Source organism: Oribacterium sinus, from assembly GCF_963537195.1.
Taxonomy (GTDB): domain Bacteria; phylum Bacillota; class Clostridia; order Lachnospirales; family Lachnospiraceae; genus Oribacterium; species Oribacterium sinus_A.
The window spans coordinates 42,177-60,292 of the sequence record NZ_CAUTEG010000004.1; the positions used below are offsets into that span (position 1 = coordinate 42,177).

Here is an 18,116-nt window from a genome sequence, read left to right on the forward strand (position 1 = left end):
AGATTTTGTCAGTTGACTTGTTTTCCGCTATCGTTCTTCCCAAAGCTTTGGTAAAATAGGGAGCAGTGTACAGTTCGAGACAAGATTGGAGGAATAGATGGCAGAGTTTGATTATCTGGTAGTGGGTGCGGGACTTTTTGGCGCTGTTTTTGCTAGAGAGGCAAAGGAACGGGGGAAGAAGGTTCTGGTCATTGACCAAAGGAATCATATCGGGGGAAATGTTTACAGCTACGAGAAAAATGGTATCATGGTTCACCACTATGGGGCTCACATTTTCCATACCAACAATGAAGAGGTTTGGCGGTATGTGAATCGCTTTTCGGAATTTAACCGCTTCACCAATTCCCCTATAGCCAATTATAAGGGGGAGATTTATTCTCTGCCCTTTAACATGTATACCTTCAATCGGATGTGGGGGGTAATCCGCCCGGAGGAAGCGAAAGAAAAAATTGAGGCGGAGCGAAAGGCCGCGGGAATTAGCGAGCCTAAGAATCTGGAAGAGCAGGCTATTTCCTTGGTGGGAAGGGAAATCTATGAGAAATTGATTAAGGGCTATACCAAAAAGCAGTGGGGCAGGGATTGTAAGGATCTTCCGGCTTCCATTATCAAAAGACTTCCGGTACGTCTAACCTATGACAACAACTACTTTAATGCCCTATATCAGGGAATTCCCAAGGCGGGCTATACCAAGCTGGTGGAAAATATTCTTTCCGATATCCCCGTGGAGCTGTCTCAAAACTTCTTTGAGAATAGGGAAATGTGGATGGAAAAGGCGGAGAAGATTGTATTTACCGGTCCTATTGATGCCTTTTACGAGTACTCCTTGGGAGAGTTGGAATACAGGAAGGTGGATTTCGTGGTGGAAGAGCTTCCTATAGAGAATTATCAGGGAAATGCCGCGGTGAATTACACCGATGAAGAAAGCCCCTATACTCGAATTATAGAGCATAAGTGGTTTACCTTCGGAAAGGATCTGGAAGGAAAGGATATTCCCACAACCATCATTTCCAAGGAATACAGTGCGGAGTGGAAGAGGGGAGAAGAGCCCTACTACCCGGTAAATGATGAGAAAAACCAGGCTTTGTATCAGAAGTACAAGGCGCTTTCCGAGAAGGAAGAGAAGGTACTTTTCGGAGGCCGCCTGGGAGAGTACAAATACTATGACATGGATATGGTTATTGCCTCCGCCCTGGACTTTTCCAAAAAGCATTTAGGATAAACGGTATTTGTCGGAAAGGAGGAAACAATGAAACCCATAGGACTTATGGGGCGTGTAGCGGTAGGATTTGTGGTAACCACCCTTTTGCCCATCCTCTTGTTTTACCTCTCCTTTCTGAAGATTCTTCGAATCAGTCAGGGGATTTTTATCCTGATTTTTGCGGGACTGTTCTTTATTGCTTGGATTTATAACGGCATTGTGAAGCCGGTGGATGAATTGAAAAACGCAGCCAAACGTATCGGAGACGGAGACTTGGACTTCAGTCTGGAGGCGGAAAGCCACGATGAGTTTGGAGAGCTGACCCAGGCCTTCGAGAAAATGCGGATTCGCCTAAAGCAGAATCAGGAAGAAAAGTTAAAGGACGAGCAGGAAAACAGGGAGCTTGTCACCAATATTGCCCATGATTTAAAGACTCCCATTACCTCTATCAAAGGATATGCGGAGGGAATTCTGGATGGGGTAGCCTCCACCGAGGAGAAAAAACGGAAATACATCCAAACCATTTACCATAAGGCAGTGGAGATGAATCGCCTGATTGACGAATTGAATTACTACGCCAAGATAGAAACCAACAGGATTCCCTATCATTTTTGTCAGCTTCCCGCCTTGGAGTATTTTCAGGATTTCAGCGTGGAGGTGGCGATGGACTTGGATGCCATGGGCTACAGGTTCGAAACGGACTTTCTGCTGGAAGAATCCGTGGAGGTCATTGCGGATCCGGAGCAGCTACGAAAGGTGCTGAACAATATCATTTCCAATGCCATTAAATATATGGATAAGAAGGATCCGAAGATTCGCTTCGTGCTTTCCGATGCGGGGGATTTCGTAGAGGTGGAGATTTCCGATAACGGAAAGGGAATCGAAAAAAAAGATTTACCCAATATTTTTGAAAGATTTTTCCGAACAGATGCCGCCAGAAATACGGAAACCGGCGGTTCCGGCATTGGCCTTTCCATCGTAAAGAAGATTATCGAAGATAGCGGTGGCAGAATCTGGGCGGAGAGCGAATTGGGAGAGGGAACAAGCATTCATTTTGTATTACGAAAATGCTTTCCCCAAACAAGAAACCATTAAGGCAGCTAAAGCATTTCCCAAAAGAAGAAAAAGGGAAAAAGATAAAATACGGAAGCAAGAAAGGAAATTCTATGGAAGAGAAGAAGAAAATTTTGATTGTGGAGGACGAAGCCTCCATCGCAGAGCTGGAAAAAGACTATTTGGAGCTGTCCGGCTTTCAGGTGGAGACCGAGGGGGACGGAGAAAAGGGCTTAAAGAAGGCTTTGGAAGGAAATTATGACCTTCTGATTCTGGATTTGATGCTCCCGGGAAGAGACGGCTTCTCCATTACGCAGGAGGTGCGAAGCAAGAAGGATATCCCCATCCTGCTGGTTTCGGCAAGAAGAGACGATATCGATAAAATCAGAGGATTAGGCCTTGGGGCGGATGATTACATGACCAAGCCCTTCTCCGCCAGCGAGCTGGTGGCCAGAGTAAAGGCCCATTTGGCAAGATACACAAGACTTCGGGATAGCGGCAAGGAAGAAAATGAAATCATTGAAATCCGGGGTTTGAAGATTGATACCACCGCCAGAAGAGTGTTTGTAAACGGAGAAGAGGTGCCCTTTACATCTAGAGAGTTTGATCTTTTAGCCTTTCTTGCGGCCCATCCCAACCGGGTTTACACCAAGGAAGAGCTGTTCCAGGAGATTTGGAAAATGGAGTCCATCGGAGATATTGCCACTGTTACCGTACATATCAAGAAGCTTCGTGAGAAGATTGAGATGGAAAATGCAGTGAAGCCTCAATACATCGAGACAATCTGGGGTGTGGGGTATCGCTTTAAAGCATAGGAAATAGAAAAGCTGAATTTACCTGTTTCCTCCCTTTACTATCATTTTATTCTTGTTTATAATGACGGAGTATGATTTTCGTATTTTATCACGAACAATCTGACAATTACTTCAAATGACGGGAATGAAAAAAATTTTTTCCATTTTCCCTAATCGATTAAGGAGGATGCACAATGGCAAGAAAATGGGTTTACCTTTTCAAAGAAGGTGATGCAGGCATGCGTGAGCTTTTGGGTGGTAAGGGAGCGAACTTGGCGGAGATGACCAAGATCGGTTTACCGGTTCCTCAGGGATTTACCATTACTACCGAGGCTTGTACACAGTACTATGAGGATGGCAAGACGATTAATGACGAGATTCGTGAGCAGATCGACGCACACATCCTTAAGATGGAAGAGATTACAGGAAAGAAGTTTGGAGATCATGAGAATCCATTGTTAGTGTCCGTTCGTTCCGGAGCAAGAGCTTCCATGCCGGGTATGATGGATACCATCTTGAACCTTGGTTTAAATGAAGATGTTGTTAGAGTTTTGGCTGAGAAGTCCAACAATCCAAGATGGGCATGGGACTGCTACAGAAGATTTATCCAGATGTACTCTGATGTAGTTATGGAAGTAGGTAAGAAGTACTTCGAAGAGCTTATCGATGAGATGAAGGCTAAGAAGGGCGTTACTCAGGACGTTGACCTTACTGCAGAAGACTTACACGAGTTGACTGAGCAGTTTAAGGCAGAGTACAAATCCAAGATTGGTTCCGACTTCCCCTCCGATCCTAAGGAGCAGCTCTACGGGGCTATTATGGCGGTATTCAGAAGCTGGGATAACCCAAGAGCCAACGTTTACCGTAGAGACAACGACATCCCATACTCTTGGGGTACCGCTGTAAACGTTCAGTCCATGGCTTTCGGAAACATGGGTGACGATTGCGGAACCGGTGTAGCATTTACCAGAGACCCCGGAACAGGAGCAAAGGGATTGTTCGGTGAGTTCTTAACCAATGCACAAGGAGAGGACGTAGTAGCCGGAGTTCGTACTCCTATGCACATCAATGAGATGGAGCAGAAGTTCCCTGAGGCCTTCAAGCAGTTTACAGAAGTGTGTCAGATTTTAGAGAAGCACTATAGAGATATGCAGGATATGGAGTTTACCGTAGAGCACGGAAAGCTGTATATGTTGCAGACCAGAAACGGTAAGAGAACCGCTCAGGCAGCATTAAAGATTGCTTGTGATTTGGTAGATGAAGGAATGCGTACCGAGGAAGAGGCAGTTGCTATGATTGATCCTCGAAACTTAGATACCCTTCTTCACCCACAGTTTGACCAGAAGGCATTAAAGGCAGCTACTCCTCTTGGAAAGGGACTTGGCGCATCTCCCGGAGCTGCTTGCGGTAAGGTTGTGTTCACTGCTGACGATGCGGAAGTTTGGGCAGCACGTGGAGAAAAGGTAATCCTGGTTCGTTTGGAGACATCTCCTGAGGATATCACCGGAATGAAGGTGGCACAGGGTATCCTGACCGTTCGTGGCGGTATGACTTCTCACGCAGCCGTAGTAGCAAGAGGAATGGGAACCTGCTGCGTATCCGGACTTGGCGACATTGTCATGGACGAGGCAAATAAGAAGTTTACTTTAGGCGGAAAGACCTTCCACGAGGGAGATTTCATTTCCTTAGACGGTTCTACCGGAAATGTTTATGACGGCCTGATTCCTACAGTAGACGCTTCTATTGCCGGAGAGTTCGGAAGAATCATGGCTTGGGCTGACAAGTACAGAAAGCTTGCCGTTCGTACCAATGCAGATACTCCACAGGATGCTAAGAAGGCAAGAGAGCTTGGTGCAGAGGGAATCGGACTTTGCCGTACAGAGCATATGTTCTTCGATCCCGAGAGAATCTTCGCTTTCCGTGAGATGATCGTATCCGACACCAAGGAAGAGAGAGAAGAAGCATTAGAGAAGATTCTTCCCTACCAGCAGGGAGACTTTGAGGCACTCTATGAGGCACTTGAGGGCAATCCTGTTACCATCCGTTTCTTAGACCCGCCTCTTCACGAGTTCGTTCCACAGGAGGAAGAGGAAATCGAGAAGCTGGCTAAGGCAAAGAACAAGAGCGTACAGGAAATCAAGGATATCATCACTTCCCTGCACGAGTTCAACCCCATGATGGGACACAGAGGACTTCGTCTTGCTGTTACCTATCCTGAAATTGCCGTTATGCAGACCAAGGCAGTTATCCGTGCGGCAATCAACGTACAGAAGAAGCATCCTGATTGGAAGATGAATCCGGAAATCATGATTCCTCTTACTTCCGAAGTGAAGGAGTTCAATGTTGTTAAGAAGGTGGTTGTAGAGACTGCTGACGAGGAAATCAAGAAGGCCGGCGTAAATCTTGCATACCAGGTAGGAACCATGGTGGAGATTCCAAGAGCCTGCCTTACTGCGGATGAGATTGCGAAAAATGCAGACTTCTTCTGCTTCGGAACCAACGACTTAACCCAGATGACCTTCGGCTTCTCCAGAGATGACGCAGGAAAGTTCCTGAATGCTTACTATGACAACAAGATTTTTGAGTCTGACCCATTTGCAAAGCTGGATCAGGTTGGTGTAGGAAAGCTGATGAAGATGGCTATCGAGTTAGGAAAGCCTGTAAATCCGCACTTACACGTAGGAATCTGTGGTGAGCACGGTGGAGATCCTTCTTCCGTTGAGTTCTGCCACGATATCGGACTGGATTACGTTTCCTGTTCTCCGTTCCGTGTGCCGGTAGCACGTCTTGCTGCAGCACAGGCGCAGATTAAGAATCCAAGAAAGTAATAGATAAAAAGGCGTATCCTTTAAGGGATGCGTCTTTTTTATTACTGTGAATAAGAAAAACTTAAATTCAAGATTTAAGGAAAATGTGATAGGATAGCTTAGAATCGTATGGTCAAGACTCTAGCTTAGGAGGAAGTGCTTTGTTAAAGATTTTTTTCGGAGAAATGGAAAATGCAATTTATACGCCTTCAATATACTTTAACAATCAATATGAGGATGAGTGGCTGGAAGAGGACTTGGCAAAGGTAATGATAGAAGATGTGGATCAATCCAAGGTGGTTAGTAGCCATCTAATTGAGAGTCCGATATTGGGACCGATTCCCCCTGAAAGGCTTTCCGGGGGAGTCAAGACCCTTTTGCTGATGGCTTTTGATAACAGCGGACATATCTTTAATGGATCGGCTTGCGGAGATAATTGCGCCAAGTGGATTTCTACCATTGCGTCTCATAAAGATTTAACAATTAATTTGCATCACATCATGGATTTTAGCACTGTGGAAGGATTTTCCGCATTTATCTTAAATACCGGCAAAATGGTAGAAAGCTACAATGCGTATTTAGAGGAAGCTATTAAAATTCCTTTGGAGGACTTCTAAAATGAAGGGAATGCACCACATTGTTATACAAAATAAGCGGATTCGATTTGCATTTTCTATAAAAAGAAATATTACTATTATCCGAGGAGATAGTGCTACGGGAAAAACAACGCTGTTCTCTATGATTGAAGAATATGGAAATCTTGGCAAGGATTCTGGCGTGCAAATTCAATGCGATAAGGCCTGTGTAGCGCTATCCGGAAAATACTGGCAGGAGACGTTGGAAAATATCCATGATTCCATAGTCTTTGTTGATGAGGACAGTAGGTTTTTGAAAACTAAGGATTTTGCAAAAAGAATTCGTAATTCCAATAATTATTATGTGCTGATTACCAGAGAAAATTTACCTGCCTTACCCTACTCCGTGGAAGAAATATACGGGATTCATTGTTCGGGAAGATATATGGATACAAGGCAGGTATATAACCTGTTTTATAAGATATACTCGGAGACAAATCCCGGAAAGCTTTTGGTAAAGTCCTTAGTGACGGAGGATTCTCAAGCAGGATTTACCTTTTTTTCACAAGTTGCCATGACAAGGGGGATTTGCTGCGAAAGTGCAGATGGAAAGTCTAATATTCTAGGGATTTTACAGAAAAGGCTGCTTAATAAAGAGCAGAAGGAAACTTTGGTAATAGCGGATGGAGCAGCATTTGGACCGGAAATGGCTCATATTTCTCAATTACTTAGAGGAAATTCAAATATCAAACTCTATCTTCCGGAATCTTTTGAATGGCTTTTATTGTATGCGGATATTTTAAATAAACCATTTATTCGTAAAAGGCTTGAAGAAGCGGAAAATTATATTGAAAGTGAAAAATACTTTAGCTGGGAAAGATATTTTACAGATTTACTAATGGAAGAAACAGAAGATTCCCCTTATCCTTATGACAAGTCTAATCTTAAGGACTTTTATCTTCAGGATAAGGTTGTTCAAAAAGTGTTAGAGGCAATGGCACCAATCTGCTTGGCTAAAGAATAGATGTATCAGTATAATAGTGCTCTTATAAAGTCTCTAAGATAAGAGAATCTGATTCATAAAAAATTGCTAAAAACGCTGTTCAATGCTATACTGCTTTAGCATAAGAATAGAGAAAAAATACATTAAGATATTAATTTTTAAGGAGATTTCATGTTGAAGAAGAGAGCTTGTCTTTTATGCCTTATGGCTTTGTTATCTTTAGCTTCCTGCAAACCCAAGTACGGAGTGAATTCTGCTCCTGTTATGACTACGGCAGCGGCAGATCAAGTCATTCTTATCGATTTCGACCAGATTTCTGACGATGTGATAGAGAGCATGGATCCTGAGGATTTCCCTTTTGTAAAGAATCTGACGATTTCCGGAAGTAATGATACCCATATGGTGGAAGTTCATGCAGAGATAGTGGATAATGTCAGCAATGAAGCACTGACCATTTTCCTGGATCAGCTGATGCGGGAGATTTCCAATGCGGCGGCGGTACAGGATTTCCGTTATAGTAAGTCCACAGACGACAGCTATGGAAGCTTCTTCCAAAAATACGGTGTACACTATGTAATCACCAAGGGAGAAGAGACAGTGGAGGATGTTACCGTGCAGCCGGGAGAGAGCTTCCCCTTCACTGCGTAAGAAAAAAGAATAAGAATTTACCGGAGCGGGAAGAAATACCTAGAGCAAGAAATAAAGGTTTTCGTTTCATCGCCCGAGAAAAAGAGCAGCAGAACTTTTTAACAACACGTACAAGGACTGTAGCAATAGGAGAAATCATTCTTCATGGAAAATACTAAGGACAAGATATCTAGCGAGAATATAGATAATCAAGATGGGGGGAAAGTACCCCAACGAGAAAAGAGAGGGCAGGGTTTTCGATTAGAGCATTGGCATATCATTGCTTTAGGACTGATGCTTTATGATTCCCTTGCCCTCAGCTTTTCCTATTTGATTGCCCTTTGGCTTCGCTATGATTTGCGCTACAGCACCATTGACACAATATATATAGAACGTTGGAAAGCGTTTCTTCCCTTCTATATTCTTGGGTCACTGGCGGTTTTTTGGTTTTTAAAGCTTTATAAAAGCATCTGGCGTTTTGCCAGCTATTCCGAGCTTCTTCGGGTAAGCATGGCCACCGTCATTTGCTCCGTCTTTCATATCATCGGCATCACGCTCTTGTGGGGAAGAATGCCGATTTCCTACTACGTTATCGGGGCGATTTTGCAGTATCTGGCAGTACTGGGCATTCGCTTTTCCTATCGTTTTATCCTGCTTCTTCGAAAGGTCAATAACAAGAAAAGTCATCATCGGATTATGGTAATCGGAGCAGGTTCTGCCGGGCAAATGCTGATTCGTGACATTCAACGCTCCGGAGAAGTGGACGGGGCGGTAGTTTGTATTATCGATGACAACAAAAACAAGTGGGGAAGACTGATTGACAATATCCCTGTGGTGGGAGGAAGAGAAAGCATTTTGGAGGCGGTGGAAAAATTTGCCGTGGATAAAATCTTCCTGGCCATTCCTTCCGCTACGGTTTCTCAAAGAAGAGATATTCTGCAAATCTGTAACGAAACCACCTGTGAGCTGAAGAACCTTCCCGGAATGTACCAGCTGGTTACCGGACAGGTCAGTGCCAGCGCCATGCGAAAAGTTTCCGTGGAGGATTTGCTGGGAAGAGACCCGATCAAGGTGGATCTTCGGGAGGTATTTTCCTTTATTAACGGAAAGACGGTATTGGTCACCGGCGGAGGGGGCAGCATCGGCTCGGAGCTTTGCCGGCAGATTGCAGGCCACAGTCCTAAGAAGCTGATTATCTTCGATATTTATGAGAACAATGCCTACAATATCCAGCTGGAGCTAAGGGAAAATTTTCCGGAGTTGGATTTACTGGTCTTGATCGGCTCCGTACGAGACTCCCGGAGAATGTTCCAGATTTTTAAGGAGTACAGACCGGAAATCGTTTATCATGCAGCGGCTCATAAACATGTGCCCTTAATGGAGGACAGCCCCTGCGAAAGTATTAAGAACAATGCCTTGGGAACCTACAAAACCGCCTATGCGGCCATGGTGAACGGCTGTAAGCGCTTTGTGCTGATTTCCACGGATAAGGCGGTAAATCCTGCCAATATCATGGGAGCCAGCAAACGACTTTGCGAAATGATTATTCAGGCCTTTGACAATAAGATTAAGGCAGGCAGAGTGCAGGACATCCCACAGCTCTTCACCCATAAGGGCATGGAGAATGCGGACAAAGACGGCACGGGGGCAGTGTTCCAGGATATTCAGACGGAATTCGTGGCGGTACGCTTCGGAAATGTGCTGGGCTCCAACGGCTCCGTCATTCCCATTTTCAAAAAGCAAATCGAAAAGGGCGGACCGGTAACGGTAACTCACCCGGATATTATCCGTTACTTTATGACCATTCCTGAGGCGGTAAGCCTTGTCTTAGAGGCGGGAACCTTCGCTAAGGGGGGAGAAATCTTTGTCTTAGATATGGGAAGCCCGGTAAAGATTGATACCCTGGCCAGAAACCTGATTCGCCTTTCCGGATTTAAGCCGGATATCGATATCAAGGTACAATACAGCGGACTTCGTCCGGGAGAAAAGCTATACGAAGAAAAGCTGATGGCGGAGGAGGGCTTGCAGAACACCGCCAACGAGCGTATTCATATCGGAAAGCCGCTGAGTTTCGATATTGATGCCTTCCTGGGGAAGGTGGACGACCTGATGGAAGCGGCCTATAAGAACAAGGACGATATCCGGGAAATGGTGAAGGAAATTGTGGGAACCTATAAGCCGGCGGAAATAGAAAAAAGGAGTGTTTAAGAATGAAGTCACTGGATGGCATAAAGCCTTTTGAAAAGAAAGTTTGGCTAAGCTCTCCTACTATGCACGGAGAAGAGCTGGCATTTATGAAAGAGGCTTTTGAGAGCAACTGGATGTCTACTGTAGGGAAGAATATCAATGAGGTGGAGAGACAGGTTGCAGAAAGAATAGGATGCCGCTATGCGGTTGCGCTCTCTTCCGGAACGGCAGCGCTTCATCTTGCAACAAAGCTTGCCGGAGAGAAGCTTTACGGACAGGCAAGACCACATGAAGGAACGCTAAAAGGCAAAAAAGTCTTTTGTTCCGATTTAACCTTTGATGCGTCCGTGAATCCTGTGGCCTATGAGGACGGGGAATCTATCTTCATTGATACGGAAAAGGATACCTGGAACATGAATCCCCTAGCTTTAGAAAAAGCTTTTTCACTTTATCCGGATGTGAAATTAATCGTACTGGCTCATCTTTATGGAACTCCCGGAAAGATGGACGAGATTTTGGAAATCGCCCAAAAACACAATGCTCTCATTATTGAGGATGCAGCAGAATCCTTTGGTGCAAGCTATAAGGGAAAAGAAACCGGGACTTTTGGTGACTATAATGCCATTAGCTTTAATGGCAATAAAATCATTACAGGCTCTTCCGGTGGAATGTTCTTAACAGATTCCAAAGACGATGCAGATAAGGTAAGAAAATGGAGTACCCAGTCTCGAGAAGATGCTCCATGGTATCAGCATGAAGAAATTGGATATAATTATCGGATGTCTAATGTAATAGCCGGAGTAGTACGAGGACAAATTCCTTATCTGGATGAGCATATTGCAAGAAAAAGAGAGATTTATAGAAGATACAAGGAAGGACTTAAAGACTTACCCATTACGATGAACCCTTATGATGCAGAGAATAGTGTGCCTAATTTCTGGCTCAGCTGTCTTTTAATTGATAAAGAGGCAATGTCTCCGATTGTACGAGGGGAGAGGGAGTATTTATATCAGTCTCAAGAAGGAAAAACAAATCCGCAAGAAATCATGGAGATGCTTTCGGCAATTAATGCAGAAAGTCGTCCCATCTGGAAACCGATGCATATGCAGCCGATTTACCGAATGAATGCATTTGTAACACGTCAGGGTAATGGACGCGGTCGGACAAATGCCTATATTGATGAAGGAGAAATAGTAGATGTCGGAGCGGATATCTTTCAAAGAGGGCTGTGTTTACCTTCGGATAATAAAATGACGGAAGAAGAACAAGATAGAATTATTGAAGTTATGAAGAGGTGCTTTCAGTAAAATGTCTGAATTGGATTGTGATTATTTAAAACATAGACCTTATGGATTATATGAGGCCATCCTAAAGCCAGTGTTAGGGTGGCTATTTGCATTTGTTTTTGTACTACTTTTTTGGTGGCTATATATAATAATTGCTGTTTTAGTTAGAGTCAAGCTTGGGTCACCGATACTATATACGCAAGATCGGCCGGGGAAAATTGATCCTCGAACTGGAAAAGAAAAGATTTTTAAATTATATAAGTTCAGAACCATGCTTCAGGAAGGTGAAAACAAACTTTCCGATGAGGAAAGACTTACCGAGTTTGGTAAAAAGCTGAGAAGTACCAGCCTGGATGAATTGCCGGAAATCTTATTTAATATTTTACTTTTTAGGGATATGGCTTGGATTGGACCAAGACCTCTTCTTGTAAAATACCTTCCTTTTTATACCGAACAGGAAAGAATGCGTCATGCAGTAAAGCCGGGCCTGACCGGACTTTCGCAAGTAAGCGGAAGGAATTATCTTGGTTGGGATGAAAGATTTGCGCTTGATTGCAAGTATGTAAGTAAGATTACGTTTGTTGGGGACATTAAAATAGTTTTTAAAACCATAAAAAAAGTGATAATGCATTCAGATATTACTACGGACGGAAAATACACGATAAAAGATTTTGATGAAGAGAGGAAAAATGGAAATCACTAGACTGGATAAGCTTAACTTTGATAAAACCAAAGATTCTATAAAGGAATTAATTAGGGAGGCAATGAGTATTAGTTTCCCTGAATTCATAATTAAAGAAGAGTATTATGAAGAAAAAATTTCTAAATTGGGAGAATATATTTCAGATGGTTCTGCAATTGTTTTTACAGCGATTAAAGACAATGATGTTTTGGGATGGATATGGTGTCATTCAATAGACAGATTCGATAAAAAAAGACTACATGTAGCGAGCTTTGCTGTTTCAAAAAAAATGAGAAATCAAGGTCTAGGCTTACTTTTGATGGATGAAGCAGAAAGATATGCAAAAAAGCATAATTACGATGGTATGGATTTGTTCGTAACTGAAAATAATGTTCCTGCAGTAAACTTTTATCAGAAAAATGGATATCAAGTAGAAAGGTATTTACTAAAAAAAGATATTCGTTAAGTTGATAATCAGATGCTTAAAACTGTATGTTTAGATATTGGTATAGCATAGGACTTAAAAAGAAGGTTTACGAGTTGGGGAAAATTATAAAATCTAAGGAATAATTTTATGAAAAAAGGAATTACGGAAATCAATGTTCACGAGCAAGAGCGTTGGAATAATACTGTTAAGTCTATTTCCAACTATGATGTTTTTTACCTTAATGAATATGTTTTAGCTTTTATGAGGGAAGAAGAAAAAAACGGAATTCCCATCCTTTTGTATTATGAAAATAATGATGAAAGGGCTATAAATGTTGTATTTAAACGGGATATAGCTAAGGATGATAAGTTTAAAAATAAGATCAAAGAAAATAGCTATTTTGACTTAATTTCGCCGTATGGGTATGGCGGTTTTTTAGGAAATATAGTTGATTATTCTTCACTAAACGAAGAATATAATCATTATTGTCTTCAAAATGGCTATATATGTGAATTTGTTCGTTTTGAGCTTTTGGAAGATTACTACAAGTACTACGATGGTGAAATAGAATCAAGAACACACAATGTGGTAAGAAGCTTGGACTTGCCCATCGATGATTTATGGATGGACTTTAAACAGAAGGTTCGAAAGAATGTAAAAAGAGCTAGAGAAAATGGATTGGAGATTATCATTGAAAATACAGATGCACATTTAAAAGACTTTTTGGATATTTATTATTCAACCATGGATCGTAACAACGCACAGGACAGTTTCTACTTTTCAAAGGAATTTTATGAGTGTATAAATCGAATGAAAGATAATATTATGTATTTTCATGTCCTTCAGGATGAAAAGATAATTTCGACTGAATTGGTATTATATGGTGCAGAAAATGCATACTCCTATCTTGGAGGGACTTACAAAGAGTACTATGATTTAAGACCAAATGACTTTTTGAAATTTGAGATTATTAAATGGGCAAAAGAAAAGGGATTGAAAAACTTTGTTCTTGGTGGAGGTTATGGTACTGATGACGGAATATTTCAATATAAAACATGCCTTGCGCCAAGAGGTATAGTGGATTTTTATATTGGCAGAAAAATATTTAATAGGGAAGCATATGATTATTTGTTGAATTTAAGAATAAAGGATAATCCAACATGTAAAGAAGCAGCGTTTTTTCCTCAGTATAGAGCATAAGGTGAAATTAATGCGAATATTATTTTTAACGATAGGTGCAGTATATAATTTTAGTCATAGTGGAGCCTATACCGATTTATTAAAGAAGTTTGCAAAAGAAGGACATAAAGTATATGTGGTAGGCGCACTGGAAAAACGAAATGGTCGAGCCACTGAGCTTGGAATTGAGGAAGGAATCAATGTATTAAGAGTCAGGGTGGGGAATATTACAAAAACCAATTTGATTGAAAAAGGGATTTCCACTCTGACACTAGGATATCTTTACAAAAAGGCGATAGATAAGTATTGGAGCCAATTATCCTTTGATTTGATTTTATATACTACCCCTCCTATTACCATAGCAGGCTTGGTTTCAGAATTAAAAAAGAAGTATAACGCTTATACCTATTTGCTCCTAAAAGATATATTTCCGCAAAATGCTATTGACATTGGTATTTTGTCTCGGAAAGGATGGAAAGGGATTGTATATAGGTATTTTAAGTGTATTGAACGACAGTTATATAGTATATCGGATAAAATAGGATGTATGTCAAATGCCAATATAGATTTTATTTTAAAAAATAATAGGGAAATTGCAAAAGATAAAATAGAGCTTTGCCCTAACACTATAGATTTTGTGCATGAGACTGAGATTCGTAGAGATGATGCAATTTTAGAGAAATATAAAATTCCAAAAGATAAATACTTACTTTTATATGGTGGAAACTTTGGAAAGCCGCAGAATGTAGATTATGTTATTGAAGCAATCGATAGATGCTCTGATATAGAAGCTGTACATTTTATCTTATGTGGATCAGGAACCGAGTTTTCTAAAATAGATTTATACATTAAAAATGTCAACCCTAAGCATGTGACTGTAATAGATTGTTTATTACCTTATGAAGAGTATTCTTGCTTGGTAGCCTCTTGTGATGTTGGATTACTATTTTTAGATTATAGATTTACCATTCCTAACTTTCCATCTCGTTTGTTGGATTACATGAATTATGGACTCCCTGTCATAGCAGCTACCGATATAAATACGGATGTGGGTAGAATAATTATGGAAGAAAATTTTGGATGGTGGGTAGAAAGTAAGAATCCTCAAGAATTTAGAAATCTTATTTCATCAATCTTTGAATCAAACCAGATAGAAGATGAATTACAAGAGAAGTCAAGGAATGCAAGGAATTGTTTGAAACGTAATTATGTAACGGATGTAGCTTATAACGCTATTGTAAGAGCATACAAAAATTAGTGTAATATATCTTCAAAAAGAAATCAAATCAGGTATGCATTGTATGATGATGTAGCTTCTATAGATAGAAGTATAAGAGAATTAATATAAGAATTATTATTTATACTTTTGCACATTGTTAAACATTAGTTATATGCGCTTTGTTAATAAATACCGTATAAATTGTGAGAAAACGAGATAAAGCGAATACATGTTTATTGCTAAAGGGTATTTTCTAATAAAACACAGTTGACTTTGGAATGATAATCAGGACTGGATTTAAGGGAATAGTCTACAGGTATTTTTGATAAAAGAAAAAATCAATATAAAATTTTGGATCGTATGTAGTGTATGAGATATGCAAATGCTAATTATGTAATGCAACATAATCCAAATATTAATTCTTGAAAATAGAAGTATGCCTAAATTCTATCAAGATTATTGATAAAAATGTAGGTTTTGAAACTAGGAATCAGATGAAAGTGAAGTATTACAAATGGTTCCGGGAATATGAGAAAAGGCTGATATGAACTATGAAGTGTTTGAATATTATCATTTACTACGATAACAAAGAAGAAGTTGAATCATATATTACTAATGTAGCAGCAATTTCTGATGAAATGTTGGATATCGTAGTTATTGTGAATAAAGATACCGAAAACTCAGTGGTCGAACTGGAAAATAAACTTAATTCAATGAGGATATCCATATGTAAATTTATTAATTATGGAGAGAATATTGGCTACCTTAATGCAATGCTTTTTACAATTCGAAATATAGAGATGGAAAAATATGATTATGTAATATTGTCTAATACAGATATTGATTATTCACAGAAGAATTTTTTTTATGAATTATCCCATAAAGAATATCCCGAAAATATTGGGGCTATCGCTCCGAGCATTTATTCTTCTAATGATAAAAGCTATCAGAATCCCCATTACTTAAACCGTATAGACAAGAATCATTTGAAAAGACTTTATTACATTTTCAAATTTCCTACTTTAGGAAGATTATATTTACAACTATCTTTGCTTAAAAGGAAGCAAAAACCTAAGCTGAAAAAGGATTCTTGTATTGTGTATTCTCCTCATGGCGCATATATGATATTCACAAGGAAATTTATATCATTAATAGCAGATTATACATACCGGGCATTGTTATATAGTGAAGAATCCTGTATTGGAGAGTTACTAATAAAAAATGGAATGAAATGTTATTATGATAGCACGTTGGAAGTGATACATTATGAGAGTACAGTTACTGGAAGTATTGACTATAAAAAACGATTTTCTCTTTGGAGAGAATCGATAAAAGTTATTCTCAATGAATTTTACTGATAAAAAGGTGCAATATTTGTATTTGCTATAGAAAATTGAGTGGTGGGAGTGAACAATGAAAAAATCTGGTTCTTGTAATGAAGCTGATAAAGTATATTATTCAAAAGAGAACATAGTAGCTGTGGTAGTTAGCTATAATGGCGAAGCATTGAGTAATACCATAAACAGTATACTTCCACAGGTGGCACATATTATTATTGTGGATAATGGTTCCGAGAAGTGTTTTTTAGAGGCCTTACACAGCTATAAAAAAAATAGTTTATTGACGATTATTGAAAATAAAGAAAATAAAGGTCAAGCAGAGGCATTGAATCAAGGGCTGAATCAAGCCATTATTTTAGGATTCCCATTGATTCTTACAATGGATCAAGATACCTTGCTTGGAAAAGATTGTGTTAAAAAGCTTCTTGAAGGAATTAACAGTGGATACGATTCTGTCGGAGCTAACTATGGGAAGAAAATTTTATCTAAGAAGTTAAAAAAAGTACGATATCTGATTACGTCAGGGAACCTTTTAAAAACCTGTGCACTAAGGGAAATAGGTGGATTTAATAGTAATCTTTTTATAGACTCAGTAGATTTTGATATAAGTTTGCGGCTAAGAAAATCAGGATATATATTAGCAATAGCTAGAGATGCTATTATGACACATTCTATTGGAGATATAAAGTCATGTGAAAATGGCGAGATTATATTTGAACATTCTGTAAAGCGGCATTATTATATTGCTAGAAATCATTATTATATTCTTTATAAATATTTCATGGTGGATCCTATTTTTTGCATAAAAAAAGAGATTTCTTATTTGATAAGTTTGCTTAGTATAAAAAAAGAGAGTGATTTTCAAAAAAAGTTAGATGCAAGAAAACAAGGTAGAAATGATGCTCTAAAGCTTATCAGAAATAAAGAGTAAGAGCTGGAGATTGTAAAATGAGTATAGTATTTTTTTTGTTATATCTTTTTGGGATTTTCCTTCTGCTATTTTCAAAATACCCTACTTGCAATAATGGAATAACTGCTATAAGTAGGCAATATAATATAAAAATAAATATTCGAACAGTAGCTATGATGCAGATTATTGTGTCAACTGTGATCGGTTTATTATGTGCTACTAGGAGTGTGAAATCATATGATACAATTGTATATATAAACTGGTATGAAAAAATCCAAAATTTAGCTTTATTTGCTGCAGATGGAACATATGGATTTCTATTTGAACTCTTTGCAAAATTTGTAGCAAGGCTTTTATGTGCCGGATATCCTTTATTTTTCTTTCTAATTGCAATTTTTAATCTTACTACGGTTTATGTAACTATAATGAAGGAAAAAGTGTATAAAAATACTGCGCTTATTTCTTATGTGCTATATATTGCATTTATTGGCTTTTACTATAGTTTTATAGTGCTTAGACAGGGGCTCGCTATAACAATGGTTATAGCAGCATATTGCGTATTAGATAAGTCCAGAAAGAACGCATTGCTACTTTGCTTTTTGGGAACTTTGTTTCATGAGTCCGCATGGATTGCTTTTTTTTGCATATTAACTTTATACAGTCGTAAATTTATATTAAAAAGAAGAATGGCTCTTTTTATGATTTTACTTGCATTCTTTTTCTATATTACGCATTTTACAACAATATTTGTTTTTCCTGTTCTTAATGCGTTATTGAATATTCTCAATAAAATTGATTCTTTTACTTTTCATAAATACATATTATATTT

General features: G+C 39.5%; 16 protein-coding genes. All 16 read left to right on the top strand.

Features of this window, described 5'->3' with window-relative positions; translation table 11 throughout:
- The first annotated feature begins 97 nt into the window (after positions 1-97).
- Positions 98-1,219: a UDP-galactopyranose mutase gene (gene glf, locus RYL27_RS01410; protein ID WP_314964712.1), complete on the top strand. Its 1,122-nt coding sequence runs from the start codon at positions 98-100 to the stop codon at positions 1,217-1,219.
- A 27-nt stretch (positions 1,220-1,246) separates the two neighbouring features.
- Complete coding sequence (locus RYL27_RS01415) at positions 1,247-2,293, top strand: sensor histidine kinase (RefSeq protein WP_314964713.1); 1,047 nt, start codon at positions 1,247-1,249, stop codon at positions 2,291-2,293.
- 71 nt (positions 2,294-2,364) lie between these two features.
- Positions 2,365-3,066, top strand: a complete 702-nt coding sequence (locus RYL27_RS01420) for a response regulator transcription factor (RefSeq protein WP_007157052.1) — start codon at positions 2,365-2,367, stop codon at positions 3,064-3,066.
- Positions 3,067-3,239: 173 nt separating this feature from the next.
- A complete protein-coding gene (ppdK, locus tag RYL27_RS01425; protein WP_314964715.1) occupies positions 3,240-5,873 on the top strand; it encodes a pyruvate, phosphate dikinase in 2,634 nt (877 codons plus the stop codon).
- Positions 5,874-6,013: 140 nt separating this feature from the next.
- Positions 6,014-6,469, top strand: a complete 456-nt coding sequence (locus RYL27_RS01430) for a DUF4869 domain-containing protein (RefSeq protein ID WP_314964717.1) — start codon at positions 6,014-6,016, stop codon at positions 6,467-6,469.
- 1 nt (position 6,470) lies between these two features.
- A complete protein-coding gene (locus RYL27_RS01435) occupies positions 6,471-7,451 on the top strand; it encodes a translation initiation factor 2 (protein WP_314964719.1) in 981 nt (326 codons plus the stop codon).
- A 150-nt stretch (positions 7,452-7,601) separates the two neighbouring features.
- Positions 7,602-8,078: a hypothetical protein gene (locus RYL27_RS01440; RefSeq protein ID WP_314964721.1), complete on the top strand. Its 477-nt coding sequence runs from the start codon at positions 7,602-7,604 to the stop codon at positions 8,076-8,078.
- Positions 8,079-8,222: 144 nt separating this feature from the next.
- Complete coding sequence (locus RYL27_RS01445) at positions 8,223-10,265, top strand: polysaccharide biosynthesis protein (protein WP_314964723.1); 2,043 nt, start codon at positions 8,223-8,225, stop codon at positions 10,263-10,265.
- A gap of 2 nt (positions 10,266-10,267) precedes the next feature.
- Entirely contained in the window at positions 10,268-11,551 is a 1,284-nt protein-coding gene (locus RYL27_RS01450) for a DegT/DnrJ/EryC1/StrS family aminotransferase (protein ID WP_314964725.1), read from the top strand.
- Position 11,552: 1 nt separating this feature from the next.
- Positions 11,553-12,233 (top strand): sugar transferase, encoded by a 681-nt coding sequence (locus tag RYL27_RS01455; RefSeq protein WP_314964727.1) that lies wholly within the window; start codon positions 11,553-11,555, stop codon positions 12,231-12,233.
- A complete protein-coding gene (locus tag RYL27_RS01460) occupies positions 12,220-12,678 on the top strand; it encodes a GNAT family N-acetyltransferase (protein ID WP_314964729.1) in 459 nt (152 codons plus the stop codon). The genes RYL27_RS01455 and RYL27_RS01460 overlap by 14 nt, the downstream gene beginning before the upstream one ends.
- A gap of 108 nt (positions 12,679-12,786) precedes the next feature.
- Positions 12,787-13,839: a GNAT family N-acetyltransferase gene (locus RYL27_RS01465; RefSeq protein ID WP_314964731.1), complete on the top strand. Its 1,053-nt coding sequence runs from the start codon at positions 12,787-12,789 to the stop codon at positions 13,837-13,839.
- Positions 13,840-13,849: 10 nt separating this feature from the next.
- A complete protein-coding gene (locus RYL27_RS01470; RefSeq protein ID WP_314964732.1) occupies positions 13,850-15,076 on the top strand; it encodes a glycosyltransferase family 4 protein in 1,227 nt (408 codons plus the stop codon).
- 521 nt (positions 15,077-15,597) lie between these two features.
- A complete protein-coding gene (locus tag RYL27_RS01475) occupies positions 15,598-16,395 on the top strand; it encodes a hypothetical protein (protein WP_314964734.1) in 798 nt (265 codons plus the stop codon).
- A 55-nt stretch (positions 16,396-16,450) separates the two neighbouring features.
- Complete coding sequence (locus RYL27_RS01480; protein ID WP_314964736.1) at positions 16,451-17,308, top strand: glycosyltransferase; 858 nt, start codon at positions 16,451-16,453, stop codon at positions 17,306-17,308.
- A gap of 17 nt (positions 17,309-17,325) precedes the next feature.
- Positions 17,326-18,116 (top strand): EpsG family protein (locus tag RYL27_RS01485; protein ID WP_314964738.1); only part of this gene is annotated, 791 nt, incomplete at its 3' end.